General features: G+C 66.2%; 14 protein-coding genes. 5 read left to right on the forward strand and 9 right to left on the reverse strand.

The features are described from left to right. Positions 1-2 precede the first annotated feature (2 nt). Positions 3-1,382, reverse strand: coding sequence for an adenylate/guanylate cyclase domain-containing protein (locus tag ACGFK1_RS26825; protein ID WP_393436713.1), 1,380 nt, complete (start codon positions 1,380-1,382; stop codon positions 3-5). Between the two features lie 66 nt (positions 1,383-1,448). Between ACGFK1_RS26825 and ACGFK1_RS26830 the strand changes: the two genes are divergently transcribed. Next, a complete protein-coding gene (locus ACGFK1_RS26830; protein WP_393436716.1) occupies positions 1,449-1,718 on the forward strand; it encodes a PspA/IM30 family protein in 270 nt (89 codons plus the stop codon). On the opposite strand, the gene ACGFK1_RS26835 is transcribed toward ACGFK1_RS26830, so the two are convergent. Then, positions 1,712-2,797, reverse strand: coding sequence for a hypothetical protein (locus ACGFK1_RS26835; RefSeq protein ID WP_393436719.1), 1,086 nt, complete (start codon positions 2,795-2,797; stop codon positions 1,712-1,714). The genes ACGFK1_RS26830 and ACGFK1_RS26835 overlap by 7 nt on opposite strands. Next, a complete protein-coding gene (locus ACGFK1_RS26840; RefSeq protein ID WP_393436722.1) occupies positions 2,794-4,116 on the reverse strand; it encodes a hypothetical protein in 1,323 nt (440 codons plus the stop codon). Before ACGFK1_RS26840 ends, ACGFK1_RS26835 begins: the two co-directional genes overlap by 4 nt. A 54-nt stretch (positions 4,117-4,170) precedes the next feature. Between ACGFK1_RS26840 and ACGFK1_RS26845 the strand changes: the two genes are divergently transcribed. Continuing rightward, positions 4,171-4,665: a hypothetical protein gene (locus tag ACGFK1_RS26845; protein ID WP_393436725.1), complete on the forward strand. Its 495-nt coding sequence runs from the start codon at positions 4,171-4,173 to the stop codon at positions 4,663-4,665. A 5-nt stretch (positions 4,666-4,670) separates the two neighbouring features. On the opposite strand, the gene ACGFK1_RS26850 is transcribed toward ACGFK1_RS26845, so the two are convergent. The 3 genes from ACGFK1_RS26850 to ACGFK1_RS26860 form a co-directional block, all read right to left on the reverse strand. Next, a complete protein-coding gene (locus ACGFK1_RS26850; RefSeq protein WP_393436728.1) occupies positions 4,671-5,906 on the reverse strand; it encodes a CHAT domain-containing protein in 1,236 nt (411 codons plus the stop codon). Continuing rightward, a complete protein-coding gene (locus tag ACGFK1_RS26855) occupies positions 5,861-7,489 on the reverse strand; it encodes a hypothetical protein (protein WP_393436731.1) in 1,629 nt (542 codons plus the stop codon). Before ACGFK1_RS26855 ends, ACGFK1_RS26850 begins: the two co-directional genes overlap by 46 nt. A 62-nt stretch (positions 7,490-7,551) precedes the next feature. Further along, positions 7,552-8,022, reverse strand: coding sequence for a lipoprotein LpqH (locus ACGFK1_RS26860; protein WP_393436734.1), 471 nt, complete (start codon positions 8,020-8,022; stop codon positions 7,552-7,554). A gap of 118 nt (positions 8,023-8,140) precedes the next feature. Here ACGFK1_RS26860 and ACGFK1_RS26865 point away from each other — a divergent pair, with 118 nt between their 5' ends. After that, entirely contained in the window at positions 8,141-9,304 is a 1,164-nt protein-coding gene (locus ACGFK1_RS26865) for a winged helix DNA-binding domain-containing protein (RefSeq protein ID WP_393436737.1), read from the forward strand. Between the two features lie 237 nt (positions 9,305-9,541). Here ACGFK1_RS26865 and uvrA read toward each other — a convergent pair whose 3' ends face one another. Beyond that, on the reverse strand, positions 9,542-12,454 hold the full coding sequence (gene uvrA / locus ACGFK1_RS26870; protein WP_393436740.1) for an excinuclease ABC subunit UvrA: 2,913 nt from the start codon (positions 12,452-12,454) through the stop codon (positions 9,542-9,544). Positions 12,455-12,548: 94 nt separating this feature from the next. On the opposite strand from uvrA, the gene ACGFK1_RS26875 reads away from it, so the two are divergent. After that, positions 12,549-13,229, forward strand: coding sequence for an MBL fold metallo-hydrolase (locus ACGFK1_RS26875; RefSeq protein ID WP_393436742.1), 681 nt, complete (start codon positions 12,549-12,551; stop codon positions 13,227-13,229). A gap of 3 nt (positions 13,230-13,232) precedes the next feature. Here the strand turns inward: ACGFK1_RS26875 and ACGFK1_RS26880 are convergent, their stop codons facing one another. Next, positions 13,233-14,534: a cytochrome P450 gene (locus tag ACGFK1_RS26880; RefSeq protein ID WP_393436745.1), complete on the reverse strand. Its 1,302-nt coding sequence runs from the start codon at positions 14,532-14,534 to the stop codon at positions 13,233-13,235. Positions 14,535-14,665: 131 nt separating this feature from the next. Between ACGFK1_RS26880 and ACGFK1_RS26885 the strand changes: the two genes are divergently transcribed. After that, positions 14,666-15,550 (forward strand): fructose bisphosphate aldolase, encoded by an 885-nt coding sequence (locus ACGFK1_RS26885; RefSeq protein WP_393436748.1) that lies wholly within the window; start codon positions 14,666-14,668, stop codon positions 15,548-15,550. A 16-nt stretch (positions 15,551-15,566) separates the two neighbouring features. Here the strand turns inward: ACGFK1_RS26885 and ACGFK1_RS26890 are convergent, their stop codons facing one another. Next, positions 15,567-16,013, reverse strand: a complete 447-nt coding sequence (locus ACGFK1_RS26890; protein WP_393436751.1) for a universal stress protein — start codon at positions 16,011-16,013, stop codon at positions 15,567-15,569. Positions 16,014-16,225: the final 212 nt, after the last annotated feature.

A 16,225-nucleotide genomic window follows, 5' to 3' on the forward strand; every position in this document is an offset into this window, starting at 1 on the left:
GGCTAGAACTGTAGGGCCGAGGTCAAAGCGTCCGCGACCGGATCGTGATAGCCCGCCGGTGCGAATAGCTGCCACTCGCCGGGAACGCCCTTGAGGTCGTGGGTCCCCCGATCGGAGAAGGTGATTCCGGACCCGTAGACGAGCTCTTTCACGGTGTTCGACACGAGCACCTCGCCCGAAGTTGCCTTCGCAGCGATTCGCGCGGCGATGTGGACAGCGATTCCGCCGATGTCGTTGCCGCGGCGCACACACTCGCCCGTGTGGAGTCCGCTGCGAATGTCGACTCCGATCCGTGGCATGCGTTCGGCAAGTGCCGTGGCGCATAGGAGTCCTCGCGTCGGACCGTCAAAGGTCGCCAGCAGTCCGTCGCCGGTATCCTTGACGAACCGCCCTTGGAACGAATCGATCTCGGCGAGTGCAATCTCGTTGTGGCGTTCCAGAAGCCGATGCCAGCGTTCGTCACCAAGCTCGGCGGCGCGCCGGGTCGAGTCGACGATGTCGGTGAACATCACGGTGGCCAGGACTCGGTCGGGTGGGTGCTCATGCCGATGTCCGGTCAAGAACTCCTCGACCTCGCCGACGATCGACTTGTAATCCCCTGCCCACGGAATGTGGTCGACGCCATCGAGTTCGACCAGCCGGGCGCGCGGTAGCCGTTCGGCGAGATCGCGCCCCAACTCGACGGGTATCGCGTCGTCTCTGCGATGCAGGACAAGTGTCGGGACCTGGATGTCTCCGATGATGTCCGGCATATCCAATTGGCGGAGGACGCCGAGCCACGTGATCAGGGCCATCTTCGGGCTCATGGCGGCCCTTTCAAGGGCCCCCATCTCGCGTCTTGCTTCGACGTCTTCACGCAAGCTCGGTGCGGCCCAATCGACTGTCTCTCCTTCACCCCAGTGGTCGATCGTCGCCCTGATCCGGTCGAAAGCCTCGTGTACACGTTGCACCGTTGCAGCGCCGAAGCGATCGGGTGGTCCCCCTGCGCCCGTCCCATAGAGAATCAGCGCGCGAACCCGCTCCGGATAGGTGGCGGCGAACAGCACACTGATCGGGCCGCCTTCGGAGAATCCGAACAGCGTGACACGTTCGCATCCGGCGGCATCAATAACGGTTCGCAGGTCGTCCGCGCGATTCTCGACGGTGGGCACGCCGTCGATCGGATCGGACAGGCCGGTACCGCACTTGTCGTACAGAACCAATCGCGCGAACGTTGCGAGTTCACCGATGTACGCGCGCCAAAGTGGGTTTTCCCATTGCTTATCGATATGGGAGAACCATCCCGGGACCACCACGAGATCGGTTGGACCGTCACCGACCACCTGGTAGGCGATGTTTCCGTTCGGGCCCTTCGCGTAATGCGTGTCCGGTTGCCGGACCATGAATGCAGTGTCCCACCGCGCTACGGGCGCCAGGGCCGTTCCGGCAAAGCCGAGTACCGTGAGGCCATGCCTGACGAACCCGCCGAGACTGCTGACACCACCCCGTCTGAGCCCGTCGACACCGGCTACACCTCAGGCGGCGTGCCGACGTTCGAATCGGTGCGCGAGAAGATCGAAACACGCTACGGCACCGCGATCGGCGCGTCAGAACTGGCCGCCGAAACACCGGAGGGCCGCACTATGGAGGAACAGTACGACGCGCGTCAACGTGCGGCCGCCGACCGACTCGCCGAGATCCGCAAGTCGATGCACGGCGACGAAGGCGACGATCAGTAGTCCGACTCGGCGGCCAGCACCTCGGCCAGGAACGCGTCGGCGGCGGGCGCCCGCAGCCGCGACCGGGCGAATTGCCTGATCCGTTCGCGCGTCTGCGGCGACTCATCGATATCCGTGCCGACGGTCACGGTGGTGGAGCGCCAGTCGTGGTCCCAGGCAGTCGATTCCGTGACTGGCTGGTGCTGCGCATCGACGACAGCAAACGTGGCGACACCGTCGCCGTCGAGGGTCCCCGAACCTTGTAACTCGGCGGATCGCACCCGGACAGCGATGCCAGCGGGCAGCCCCAGGCCCGATAACGCAACGCGTACAACCGCTTTCGCGGCTCCATCAGCCGCCTCGATGCGCCACTCGATGGTGTCCTCTGCCGCGTCGAAGATGCCGGACGGCACAGCGCCCCAGTGCACCGTGCCGGTTCCCGTGGCGATCGCGCCCCCGCTGCGACCGTTTCCGTCGGCGCCCGCGGCCAGCGCGTAGTCATCTCGGCGCTGGGCGACGCCGTCGACCTCGACCAGCGCGACGCCGACGTCGTCGGCAAGCTCGGCACAATTCGTCACCAGTTCAACCACCCGCGGATCGCCGGCATGTAAATGTGCACTCAGGGCCGCGGCGTGTGGGCGCAAAAGGGCCGCGACGTCGGAGTCGAAGGTGTCGTCGGTGAAGTATTCCTCGGCGGCCGCGGTGAGCATCGCGATTTCTGCGTCAAGCAGCGCGCTGTCGAGCGCGGCTATGCCGTCGCGCTCGCTGACCGGCCACCACCGCCGCAGCCAGTGCCCGAGGGCCAGTCTGCGCAAGGGCTCGAGCGATTCGGGCCGCAGATCGACGCCGGTGATCTCGACGTCCGCGCCTGGCGCCCGCCCGTCCAGCGCCGCGGCCAGCGCGACATGCCCCTGCTCGCCGAGCACCCGCCACAGCCAATCGGCACGATCAAGGTCGGTGAAGGTGACCTGCGCGGCGTGCGCCGGGTCGTCGACGATCCACGACAGCACCGCACCACTGACCTCCAGCACGGCCACCAGTTGTGGCTGCGCGGCCTGCTGCCCGGTGCTCCACAATCCGGAATTGGCAACGAGTCTCATCCGGCCACCTGCAATTCGAGCATCGCCTTGATCCGCTGCCGGTGGTCGAGGCTCACCGATCGCGCCACGCCCTCCAGGAGCGCTCGGACGTCGTCGACGTCGTCGCAGGGCTCCTGCCACACATCGCGACCGTGCAGTCGGGCCCACAGCCGGCTCAGATAGGGGCGGGCGAACGAGGCGAGGTCGTCTATCACCTGTTGCTGCCGAGGATGGATGGGCCCACCCTCGACCAGATACCGACGGGCATGTAACACATAGGCTTCCTTGCGTAGCCGGGCCTGAATTTGCGCTGCGATTTCATATTTCGGCACCGCGGTTTCGGTCAACGGCGCCAGGCATGCGCCGACCTCGATGCCTGCGACCAGGGTGGCTTGTTTGTCCTCGGCAAGCAATCCCCACGGCGCGCACACCCGGTCCACCTCCTCAGCGCACAACAGCGGGATGTCGGGCAGCTCATCGCGGTCCATGGCGCGCCGCAGGGTCGCCCGTACCCGGTCGACGACAGGGCGGTTCAGCGGGCGATCACTGTCGGTCCCAGCCATGATCGCGGGCGGCGTTTGCGGCGCAACGGAACTCAGCCCGAGCGTGACGATCGACCACGGCAGCGCGTCGGTGGTGTGGTGGGCTCTCGCGCCGAGGTTGTACGGGGTGGCGTCGGCGATCAATGCCGACCAGACGCGCTGCCGGGCGACGGCCGCGTTGTGACCCTGCGCGGGGCCGAGCACAGTGGTCAGGCCGGCCAGGAACGGGTCGGTGATCTCCTGACCGGGCGCCACATCAGTCCAACTGCGGGCCAGTTGATCGGTCAGCTTGGCGACCACCTGCGGATCGGCCGCGTACTGGTTGAGCACCTCGATTGCGGTGCGGTCGCGGTCGCCGTGAATGCCTCGCAACACCGCTTCGGCGGATCCGTCATCCTGTTGGGCCGGAGCGCCTTTCGTCACCGCCAGCTCGAAGCAGACCGGGAAGTACAGCTCCTGGGCGTTTCCGGTGGTGATCCGCAGCCTGCGGCGCTCGCGCTTGAGAAGCTCGAACCATGCTGCCGCGTGGCGCAATTGGGGTCCATGTCCGACTATCAGCTCGTGCATCGCGGCCGCGGTGTCGGCATCGACAAACGGTGCGGAGTACGCGGTGTTGGCCCGTAGACGCAGCACCAACGGGTCGAGGATGCGCTTGACCGTTCGGCGCAGCGGCCCGCCGTCATCACTGCTGAGCACTTCGACACCGGATCCGATGGCGCGCCATGCCCGGTCGATAACGGCGCGGCGCGGTTGGCTGACAGTCGGCGCCGTCGTTGCCACCTCGCAGCCCGCGCTCATCGCTCCAGCATAAAGTTGGGTTCGGTAGCCAACGCAAGAGCAGACGCTTATGGCATGTCCACAGCATTGTTGCTCGGAATCGCCGCCGACCAGCTTGTCAACATCGTCTACTTCGGCTTTCTGATCGCCGGCAGCGCCGCCACTCTCGTCCCCGACAACCGCACCACTACGCCCGTCAGACCGCATTGCGACGAGGCCGACGAACGCCTGGCCACCGTCACCGACATGCTGGCCGTCCGCGCCGCCTTCGATGACATGCTGGTCCGGAAAGGGCTGCTCACCGGAACTCAGCTCGAGCTGATCCGAAAGGGCACCAAATCGCAAGGCGTCGTCACCGGAATGCGGCCCACCGGCGAATTCCGCGAGGACCACCGGGAGGTCGTGCTCGACGTGATCGTGAGAAAACCAGGAGGAGGCCAGTTTCCCGCGCACGAGACCGCGCTGATTCCCGCCTCGTCGCTGGCCAAGGTCTCCCCCGGCAGCATCATCGACACGTACTACCGGTCCGGCGACGAGTCGTCGGTGGCGGTCTGCGTGTCGCCGGGCTGACGGGTTCATCGCGCACCATCGACCGCGAAGGTCGCCAGCGCGGCCCAATACAGCGGGCTGACACCGACATCGCCGTCCCGCCAGCGACGCATCTGCTCTCGCTGCCAGCGATTGACCGCCCGACCCGCATCTGGGTGTTCGTGGGCGCGGTCGACGGCGATGATCGCCTCCGCCATCGGGTCGTGATCGCCGGCGCCGGCGGCGAACTGCCGATAGCCCGCCGCCGTCGGCAACGACCATAGCGTGGCAGTCACCAGTTGTGCGCCGCCGAGGACCATCGCGGCCACCAGACCGGTCGCCTCGTCGAACTGGTAGTCCCCGCCGGAGGCGCAGGCGATCATCGCGATTCGGGGCGGCATCGCAAGCTTCGCCGACATCGCATCCGCAGCCGTAAGCGGGCTTTCGTCGGCCAGATGCAGTGCGGCGCGGTCTGCGTGGCCGACATCGCCGTCGGCGGCGGTGGCGTGGCCGACGTACAGCAGTCGGCTCGGCTTGCGATCGAGTTGGCTACCCAGCCACGAACGATCGGCATCAGTGCGCCGGAACAGCTCGACTGCGTCGGTCACGTCGGGAAGCACCGCCCGTTGTCGCATCACCCACGAAAAGTGTTGCACCAGAGGTGTTTCCGACGACGGTCTGCCGAGCACCGAGCCCAGCGCCGAGTCGGGGCGCTGGCCGGGCACCCGTGGATCGAGGAGCAGCAGCGGCGGGTTGTCCCGGCGATCGCCCCAGCACGCCGGTGTGCGTCGGGCGTTGACGATGTTCGACGGTGCCGCCATCAGCACGTCGACGAGTTCATTCAGCCGACGTGCGTCGTCGTCGGGCAGCGCAAGCAGTCCCCACGGCACCCTCGCCAGTCGCGCACTGGGTGAGACGAACAACGCGGCAAGGGGCGACGCCACGCAGTCGACGATCAACTGCCACGCCGCCGGGCTCAGCAGGCCCGCACCCAGCGTGCGCGCGAGAGCCAGTTCCGCTTCGCGTGTCGCGAACGGGCCGGCGGTAACTGCGCGCTGCACCGCGTCACGACGACTCTCGGCGGCCACCGGGTCGGGCAGCGCCGCCGTCAATTGCTCGAGCGCAGCCCCGAGTTCCGCCTCCTGCACCACCCAGGTGACCGTTCGTGCCGGATCCCCCACCACGCGGAGGCTGGCGTACGTGGCGACGCCGACGTCGGCGAAGCGAAGGACGAGCGTCACGGCCACGTGGACCAGGCCGCCTCGTCGGCGGTGACGTCGCATCCGTACCGCTCGACCGCCAACGCGCGATACCGACTCATGATCGGCCCACTTTCCGGGTCCATCTGCAGAGGCGGCAACGGCCCGAGTCGAGTCAGCGCGGCGCCGCCCGACACCGCGGGCCCCGCCGCGACGAGCGCGTAGTCATCGACCGTTTCCACCGGGACGGCCGCGGTCGCGGTCTCGGCCCAGCCCGCAACCGGTTGTGCGTCCGGCTCGGTGCTGAAACTTCCCCGCGCGCTGTGGTATTCGACCAGCTCGCTGACGAGTTCGGTGTTCCCCCACTCCCACGCGACCGCGAAGGCACCCGCCAGGATTCTGGCGGAGACGTGGGTGGCCCACCGCATGCGCGCGTCGGCGTCAGCCATCGACAGCCGCACCGAGTCGACGGCGAGCGCCGCAGGCACTTTCAATTCCGCCGCCTGCTCGAACTTCGCCGCCGCGTTGGCGGGGTCGGCCAGGGCCTCCGCGCGCAAAATGCTGCCGAGATGGTCGTCGAGTCGCGCGTACTGCAGCCAGCTGTGCCGCGGCCACGAGTCGAGCAGCGCGCGCGCCTCCTCGACGCGTGCCCGCGCCGCATCGAAGTTCCCGCGAAAGATGTCAACCCAGCTGCGTTGCAGAAGAATCCGGTGGATGTGAAGCGGCTTCTCGACTTCGCGCCAGTGCCGCTCGGCGTGGCCGAAGCGTTCGTCGGCGTCGTCCAACTTCTCGATGGACAGCGCGATGAGTCCGAAGTAGAGCCAGGACCGCGAGACGTCGTGCGCCCGATACCCTTCGGCCAACGCCGGATACGCCGCGTGGACCAAATCCTGGGCGCGGGCCCGGTCCCCGGCTGCCCACGCCGCGGTGCAGCGCTCGAATTGCGTTCTGGCGGTCGCCAGTTTCCATCCGCATTTGTGCGCGCGGGCTCCTGCGCGTTGAAGCCACGGCTCGGCTTCGGCAAGCCGCCCGGTCTCGACACAGAACCGGCCGTAGCCGGTGCCCACCTGGACGAGCAGGAAGTCGTCGAATTCAGTGCCGCCGGGCGATCCTTCAACGGCCTCGATCACCTTCTGCCACAGGGGAACCGACCGCACGTGCAGATCGTCGTCGCACAGCGCGACCGCACACAGAATGCGCGCGTAGGTGATGAGGAACCCGTGTTCGGCGGCGAGGTCGTCGAACACCGCAGACGTGTCATCGGTCAACACCACCAGTGCGGCCTCGGCCGCCTCGTGGTTACCGTGCGCGGCGGCGGCCAGCCCGGTGCGCAGAAATTGCGCGCGGCGCGAGTACCGGCAGATCATGTGGTCGATCTCGACATCCGACATGGTGACCTGCGCGGCCGCTCCGGGATTGGTGCCTGCCCGGATCGACTGGTAGACGGCGAGGCAGTCGGTGATGCGGCGGAGGGCCTCCTCGACGCCGTTGTACGCGGTGCGGACCAGATAGATCTCGCCGAGCTGTGCATAGACCTCCAACAGGAGATCGTCCCTGTCGGCCGCCTCGACCTGCTCCCCGACGGAGAGCAGTAACCGCTTGGCCGCCTCCTCGTCGGCGGCAAAGATCAACTGACGAGCGCGCTCGAGGTCACCGGCGATCGTCATAGCCGAATTGTAGGAAGCGGCGGGCGCGGGAGGGGCGCCCGCCGCTTCAGGGGTGGGACCGATCAGCTGCACGTCACCTTCACGGTGAACGGCTTGGTGATCATCCCTGCCATCGGGTTCTTGATGTCCGCGCCGGTGGCTTCACCGGTGATGGTGTATGTGCTGCCGTCGACCTTGACGTCGGCCTTACCGACCTGCGCGCCCATCGAGTTGGTGACCGCCAGAGCGTTGCCGTCGACCGACATGCCAAGCGACTCGACGGTCGGGGGGTTCGCATCGGTCATCACAACCGCCAGGCCCGCCTGGCCATTGATCGCGCCGCTGGCGACGTTGATCTTGCCTGCCTGCTTGACGCAGGTCACCGATTTCATGTCCAGCCCAGACAGGTCCTTACCCTCAACCTTCACCTCGGTGCTGCCACCGGTGCTGGCCGTCCCGCCGCCTGGAAGCGACGTGCTCTTATCGTCGGAACAACCCACCAGCACAGATGCGGCGGCGGCGAGCCCGAGCACGCCCACGACAACCCGATTCATCGAATCTTCCCTTCCTCATACGTCGCCCCGATGGCGTCCGCTGTGGGCTCAGTCAAGTTCCGGCCAATCGCTACCGATCCCAAACTTTGTCGGTCCGCGCAGGTACGGTTCCTCGGCGATGCGGTCATTCACAGTTGCCGAGCGGCGGGCGCGGCTTGCGCGGCGGCACTTCCTTGCCGAACCGGCCGAGTCCATCGACCGCGCGGTCGCCGACCTCCTCGGCCTGCACGCCACCGATCCCGCAACGCCGTACCTGTCACTGTGGGCGCGGGTCCAAGGTTTCGCGGTCAGCGATCTGGACGCCGAACTGTACGAGCGCCGCACATTGCTCAAGCACCTCGCGATGCGCCGCACATTGTGGACGGTTCGAGCTCAGGACCTGCCTCTGATCCAGCCGGGCGCCAGCGACAGGGTGGCCGACAACGAACGCAGGCGTCTGATCGCCGACGCGCAGAAGGCGGGGATCACCGACGATGGCGCCACCTGGCTGGACACCGCCTGCGCGGCGGTGCTGCGGCATCTCGGCGAGCACGGTGCGGCGAGCGCGAAGGAACTGCGGGAGGCGCTCCCGGAGCTCGCGGGCCGCTACGACTATGCCCCTGGTAAGCGCTGGGGCGGTGAAACACCCTTGGCCCCAAGGGTTTTGACCGTGCTGTCGGTGCGCGGCGACATCGTGAGGGGGCCCAACGATGGCACGTGGACGCATTCCCGGCCCCGGTGGATGCCCATCGCCGCATGGTTGCCATCGGCCGTCACGGCCGCGACGCCGGAGGTGGCGCGCGCCGAGTTGGTGCGCAGGTGGCTGTACACGTTCGGGCCTGCCACCGAGACAGACATCAAGTGGTGGTTCGGCAACACGCTGACATGGACACGGCACGCACTGCGGGACATCGGTGCCGTCCAGGTCGACCTCGACGGCGCGCCGGGGTTCGCCTTGCCCGACGATCTGGACACAGAATCCGACATCGAGCCGTGGTGCGCGCTGCTGCCGGGTCTGGACGTCACGACGATGGGCTGGTACGGCAGGGACTGGTATCTGGGTGAGCATCGCGGCCAGTTGTTCGACACCAACGGCAACGGCGGTCCGACGGCGTGGTGGAACGGTCGGATCGTGGGCGGATGGGGTCAGGACGACGACGGTCGGGTGGAACTGCGGCTACTCGAGGACGTCGGCCGCGACGCCAAGCGCGCATTGACGAAGCGGGCCGCGGAGTTGACGGCGTGGCTTGACGGCGTGCGGGTGAGCCCGCGGTTCCCGTCGCCGCTGTCGAAACTGCGGTGAGATCGGGATCGCAAGCGAAATCGCGATCTATGCGCAGTTTCGAGAAGAGGTCACAGGTCCTTGTCGCGTAGCTGCGCCCACAGTTCACAGCGGCGCTGAGCCCACTCGACGAAGACGCCGGTGACCACCGCGGCTACCGATGTCGCAATGAAGAACGTCATAGTCGTCAAGCATCGCGTCCGCAGCTCTCAGCGTCTGCACAGCTAGCGCCCCATTCGCGCTACCTGCTAGCGGTAACTACGCGCTGACCTTGCGCCCGCCGCGCTTGGTCGGCTTGGGCCTCGGCACGTCGAGTATCTCGGCGAGGAAGTGCCCGGTGTAGCTGTCGGGATTGGCCGCGACCTCCTCCGGCGTGCCCGCCGCAACGACCGTCCCGCCGCCCGCCCCACCTTCGGGCCCCATGTCGACGATCCAGTCCGACGTCTTGATCACGTCGAGGTTGTGCTCGATGACGATCACCGAATTGCCTTTGTCGACAAGGCCGTTGATCACACCGAGCAACTTGCGGATGTCCTCGAAATGCAGGCCTGTGGTCGGCTCGTCGAGGATGTACACCGTGCGTCCGGTCGATCGCTTCTGCAGTTCGGACGCCAGCTTTACGCGCTGCGCCTCACCGCCAGACAGCGTCGGCGCCGGCTGCCCGAGCCGCACATAGCCAAGGCCGACGTCGACAAGGGTCTGCAGGTACCGGTGGATCGAGCTGATCGGCGCGAAGAACTCCGCCGCCTCCTCGATCGACATGTCGAGTACCTCGGCGATGGTCTTGCCCTTGTAGTGCACCTCGAGCGTTTCGCGGTTGTACCGGGCGCCGTGACACACCTCGCACGGAACGTACACATCCGGCAGGAAGTTCATCTCGATCTTGATGGTGCCGTCACCCGAACATGCTTCGCAGCGTCCACCTTTGACGTTGAACGAGAAGCGGCCCGGCTGGTATCCGCGCACCTTCGCCTCGGTGGTGGCGGCGAACAGCGTCCGAATCTTGTCGAACACCCCGGTGTAGGTGGCCGGATTCGACCGGGGGGTGCGGCCGATTGGTGATTGGTCGACCCGGACCAGCTTGTCCAGCTTGTCCAGCCCAGTGACGCGGGTGTGCCGACCCGGCACCTGCCGCGCGCCGTTGAGCTTGTTGGCCAGCACAGAGGCCAGGATGTCGTTGACCAACGTCGACTTGCCGGACCCCGAGACGCCCGTCACCGACGTCAGCACGCCGAGTGGGAACGCCACGTCGATGCCACGCAGGTTGTGCTCGCGCGCACCGACCACGGTGAGCTGACGTTTGCGGTCGATGGGGCGCCGCATGGCGGGCACCTCGATCTGCTCTTTACCCGAAAGATAGGCTCCGGTAAGCGAATCCGGGTTGCGCAACAGTTCGTCGTACGGACCGCTGTGCACGATGCGGCCGCCGTGCTCCCCGGCGAAGGGGCCGATGTCGACCACCCAGTCGGCATGCGCGATGGTGTCCAGGTCGTGTTCGACGACGATCAGCGTGTTGCCCAGATCCCTCAGCCGGATCAAGGTTTCGATCAGCCGACGGTTGTCCCGCTGGTGCAGGCCGATGGAAGGCTCGTCGAGCACGTACAACACGCCGACCAACCCCGAGCCGATCTGCGTGGCCAGCCGAATGCGTTGCGCCTCACCGCCGGACAGCGTGGCCGCCGCCCGTGACAACGAGAGGTAGTCAAGCCCGACATCCAACAAGAAACCCAGCCGCGACTGGATCTCCTTGAGCACCTGCCCCGCGATCGCCTGCTCGCGCGGTCCCAGGGTCAGCGCGTTGAGGAACTGTGAACAATCGGCGATCGACAGTTCGGCAACCTCTGCGATCGATTTGTGCTGGCTGTCGGCCGCAAGAGTGACGGCGAGGATCTCCGGCTTCAGCCTGGTCCCGTTGCACTCCGGGCACGGGACGTCACGCATGAAGCCCTCGTAGCGTTCCTTCATCTGCTCGGAGTCCGTCTGCTCCATCTTGCGCTGCAGGAAGGCCATCACGCCCTCGAAATCGGCGTAATACGAACGGGTTCGGCCGTAGCGGTTGCGGTACCGCACGTGCACCTGCTCGTCGCAGCCCTCGAGAATCGCCTTGCGCGCCTTGGCGGGCAGCTTCTTCCACGGTGTGTCGACGTCGAACCCGAGTTGGTCACCGAGGCCCGACAGCATCCGGGTGAAGTACTCCGCCGTCTGCCCCATCGACCACGGTGCGATCGCGCCTTCGGCCAAGGTCAAGTCGGGGTCGGGTACGACGAGGTCGGGGTCGACCTCTTTCTTGATGCCGAGACCGGTGCACTCGGGGCAGGCGCCGTAGGGCGAGTTGAACGAGAACGACCGCGGTTCCAGGTCGTCGACGGCCAACGGGTGGCCGTTGGGGCAGGCCAGCTTCTCCGAGAACCTCTGCTCGCGGTGATCATGAGGATCGGACTCGCGGGCTCCGTGATCTGGGAACTCCAGCACCACGATGCCGTCGGCCAGGTTCAGCGCCGTCTCGATGGAGTCGGTCAACCGCTGCTTGGCGCTCGCCTTCACGGTGAGCCGGTCGACGACCACCTCGATGTCGTGCTTCTCCTGCTTCTTCAACTTCGGCGGGTCGGTCAACGAATGCACCACACCGTCGACCCGGACCCGGCTGTAGCCCTGCGAATTCAGCTTGTCGAACAGGTCGACGAATTCCCCTTTGCGGGTGCGCACCACCGGCGCCAGCACCTGGAACCGCAGACCCTCGTCCATGGCGAGCACCTGGTCGACGATCTGCTGTGGAGTCTGGCGGGCGATCCGCTCACCGCACACCGGGCAGTGTGGCGTACCCGCACGCGCATAGAGAAGCCGCAGATAGTCGTAGACCTCGGTGATGGTGCCGACCGTCGAGCGCGGGTTGCGGTTGGTCGACTTCTGGTCGATGGACACCGCGGGTGACAACCCCTCGATGAAGTCGACGTCGGGTTTGTCCATCTGGCCGAGGAACTGCCGCGCGTATGCCGACAGCGATTCGACATAGCGGCGCTGGCCCTCGGCGAAGATCGTGTCGAACGCCAGCGACGACTTGCCGGAACCGGACAACCCGGTGAATACGATCAGCGCATCGCGTGGTAGATCAAGATCAATACTGCGCAGATTGTGTTCGCGCGCACCCTTGATGATCAGGCGGTCAGCCACCCGGTGTTCCTCCCGAAGACAGAATTATGCCCATGCTATGTCCCCCCACCGACAACTTCGCGGGCGCTGCCGACCGACTTGTAGCGTGAGCAGCATGACAACCGTCGATGACAACTACACCGGCCACGTCGAACCCAGGACCGCGGCGCGGCGCACCCTGCCCGGCGCCTCGATCGTCAAGGTCTCGGTGGGCCCGATGGACAACAACGCCTACCTGATCACATGTTCCCAAACTGGCGAGACACTACTCATCGACGCGGCCAATGACGCCGAGATCCTGCTCGAGCTGATCGAGCGATACGCCCCCAAGCTGTCACTGATTGTCACCAGCCACCAGCACCAGGACCATTGGCTGGCGCTCGAGCAGGTGGCGGCGGCGACCGGGGTGCCGACGGCCGCGCATCAATTGGACTCCGAACCGCTGCCGGTGAAGCCGCAGCGCGTGCTGGCCCATGGCGACACCGTCGAGATCGGCGAACTGTCCTTCGACGTGATCCACCTGCAGGGGCACACCCCGGGTTCGGTCGCGCTGGCGTTGGAGGGTGCCGATCCGGAAACTGGAGCGACCCACCTGTTCACCGGCGACTGCCTGTTTCCCGGCGGTGTCGGCAAGACCTGGAAGGAAGGCGACTTCGAGACGCTGCTCGGCGGCGTCACCAGCCGGGTGTTCGATGTCTACGGCGATTCCACGGTGGTCTATCCCGGTCACGGCGACGACACCACACTCGGGGCGGAGCGCCCGCACCTCGACGAGTGGAAGCAGCGCGGCTGGTAGCCGCTAGGCGGTCCACGCGACGGGCAACCGCTTGATGCCGTGGATGAACGCTGAATGCAGAATCGCCGGCTCCTCGACCGCGACGATGTCGGGAATCTGGCGGTGAAGCTCGTCGAACAGCACCCGGATTTCGCGTCGGGCCAGGTTCGCGCCGAGGCAGAAGTGTGCTCCGCCGCCCCCGTATCCGATGTGTGGATTGGGCTCACGCGTCACATCGAAGAGCCACGGATTGGCGAACCTGGCCTCGTCCCGGTTGCCCGAGTTGTACCAGAGCGAGACCTTGTCCCCCTTCTTCATCTCGATGCCGTTCATCTCGACGTCCTGAGTCAGGTTGCGCCGCATGAAGATAACCGGTGATGCCCAGCGGACGATCTCCTCGACCGCGCTGGCCGCCACCCCATCGAAATCCGACCACCACTTCTCACGCTGCTCGGGATAGCGGGTCAGCGCCACCAACCCGTGGCTGATGGCGTTGCGGGTGGTTTCGTTGCCTGCGGCCGAAAGCAGAATGAAGAACGACGCGATCTCACTTGACGTCAGCCGCTCCCCGTCGACCTCGGCCTGCACCAGGCTGGTGGTCAGGTCGTCGTGAGGATCGTTTCGCCGTTGCTCGGCGAGACGCATGGCGTAGTCGGCCATCTCGACCACCGTCGCGACGATATCCGCGAATTCGCCGGATACTTCCTCGTCCCCGACGCCGAGCATCACTGTCGTCCAGTGGAAGACCTTCTCCTCGTCGTCCTCCGGGATGCCCATCATGTCGCAGATCACCTGCAGCGGCAGCAGGCTGGAGGCCTCGGCAACGAAGTCGGCCTGCCCGTCGTGATGGTTGGCCACCATGTCGGTGACGATGGTCTCGGCCCGGTCCCGCACGCTTTCCTCGATGCGTGCCACCACCTTCGGGGTGAACGCCCGGTTGACGATCTTGCGCAGCCGAAGGTGACGGGGGTCGTCGAGATTGATCATCGAACCGGCGAACTCCGCCACCTCCGGTGGCACGTCGTTCAACGAGGTGCTCGTCGGGATCGAGCTGAAGATCTCCGGGTGACGACTGGCGTGGTGGATGTCGTCGAACTTGGTCAGCGCCCAATGGCCTGCGCCTCCAGGGAACCCGGAGACGTCAGCCACCTCGAAGAACGTGATGGGCGACTCGCGTCGCAGCGTGGCGAATGCGCCATCGCGAAGGTCGTCGTCGCGTGCCCAGAACTCGAGCGATCCGAGATCGATGTCGGCGAGCGGGACGCCGGGAGGCGGCACCCCGTTCTCGCGGCGCCCAATCCCGACCCGATGCAACGTCGACGTCATGATCAACCCTCCCGCCAATGGAAGTGTCCCACCTGCCACCCGGGATGATCGGGATTTGGCGAGCCAGCTGACGGACGGCTGCGGGCGCAGCGCTAGATTGCCTGTGAGCCGACGAGCAGGAAAGGGCAGACATGAACACCGCACAGTTTGAGAAGGCCAAGAACGGCGCCGGATTCATCGCCGCGCTGGACCAGAGCGGCGGTAGCACGCCCAAGGCACTGAAGCTCTACGGCATCGGCGAGGACGCGTACTCCGGCGACGAGCAAATGTTCGACCTGGTGCACGAGATGCGGACCCGGATCATCACCACCCCGGTCTTCGACGCGGACCGGATCATGGGCGCCATCTTGTTCGAGATGACGATGGACCGCACCATCGAGGGCAGGCCGTCCGCGGATTACCTGTGGAACGTCAAGAACATCGTGCCGTTCCTGAAAATCGACAAGGGCTTGGCCGACGAGAAGGACGGCGCACAGGTGATGAAGCCGATGCCTGGGCTGGACGCCCTGCTGGATCGCGCGGTCGAGAACGGCGTGTTCGGCACGAAGGAACGGTCGGTCATCAAGCTGCCGGGCGCCGGCCTTGACGCTGTCGTCGAGCAGCAGTTCGAGGTGGCCCAACAGGTGTTGGCCAAGGGCCTGGTGCCGATCATCGAGCCCGAGGTCGACATCCACAGCCCGCGCAAGGCCGAGGCCGAGGATCAGCTCAAGTCGGCTCTCCTCGACGGCGTCAACAAGCTCGGCGACGACCAGGCAGTGATGCTCAAGCTGACCCTGCCCGACACCGACAACCTGTACAGCGAACTCGTCGCGCACCCCAAGGTGGTCCGGGTGGTCGCGCTGTCCGGCGGCTACAGCCGCGACGAGGCATGCGAGAAGCTCGCGCGCAACAACGGTGTCATTGCCAGCTTCTCGCGCGCGCTGACCGAAGGACTGACCGCACAGCAGAGCGATCAGGAATTCAACACGACTTTGGACGCGGCGATCGCCGAGATCGCGAAGGCATCGAGTACGTAAAGGCGCCTCAAGGGCCTCAAGGGGTGGTGTGCACGATGAGCACGTCGGTCTTGGACCGGCGTGCCACGTTGGCAGGCACCGAACCGAGCAGCCGACCGGCGATGGTGCTCAGGCCGACGTTGCCGACCACGAGCAGGTCGGCGCTGACTTCCTCGGCCAACTCGACGAGCGCGTCCACGGGTGCACCGACAATCGCCTGCTCCTCGACGGTCTTCGCCCCGGCGGCCGTTGCGCGGTCCTTGGCCTCACGCAGGATGGCGTAGATCGGCGCGTTGCCTGCCATCTTGTAACCCTCGTCCTTGAGCACGTCGGCGGCTCGCTGATCTTCGCTCTGAGGGAAGTAGGCGGTCGCAACGATCACCTTCGCGTCCGACCCCGCGGCGATCTGGCCGGCCTTGTCCACCGCGCGCAGCGACGAATCGGATCCGTCCGTGCCGACGACGATGGTGGTGTAGCCGCTCATCCATGCCCTCCCAGTGTCCGTTGCAATGCCACCCGAGACAGTAACGCGTTGCCTGTTGACCAGGGGCGCGATTTACGACACCCGATGGTAACTGGCCGTTATGCCGCGAGCGCAACACAAGTGATGCACACGACGCCGTTGCTGACTCGAACGCCCGTGTCGCAACGGCATTGCCGGCGTGATCCAGATCAAACATCGAACATGCCACGGCG

Origin of the sequence: Mycobacterium sp. NPDC048908 (assembly GCF_043197955.1) — a bacterium.
Taxonomy (GTDB): domain Bacteria; phylum Actinomycetota; class Actinomycetes; order Mycobacteriales; family Mycobacteriaceae; genus Mycobacterium.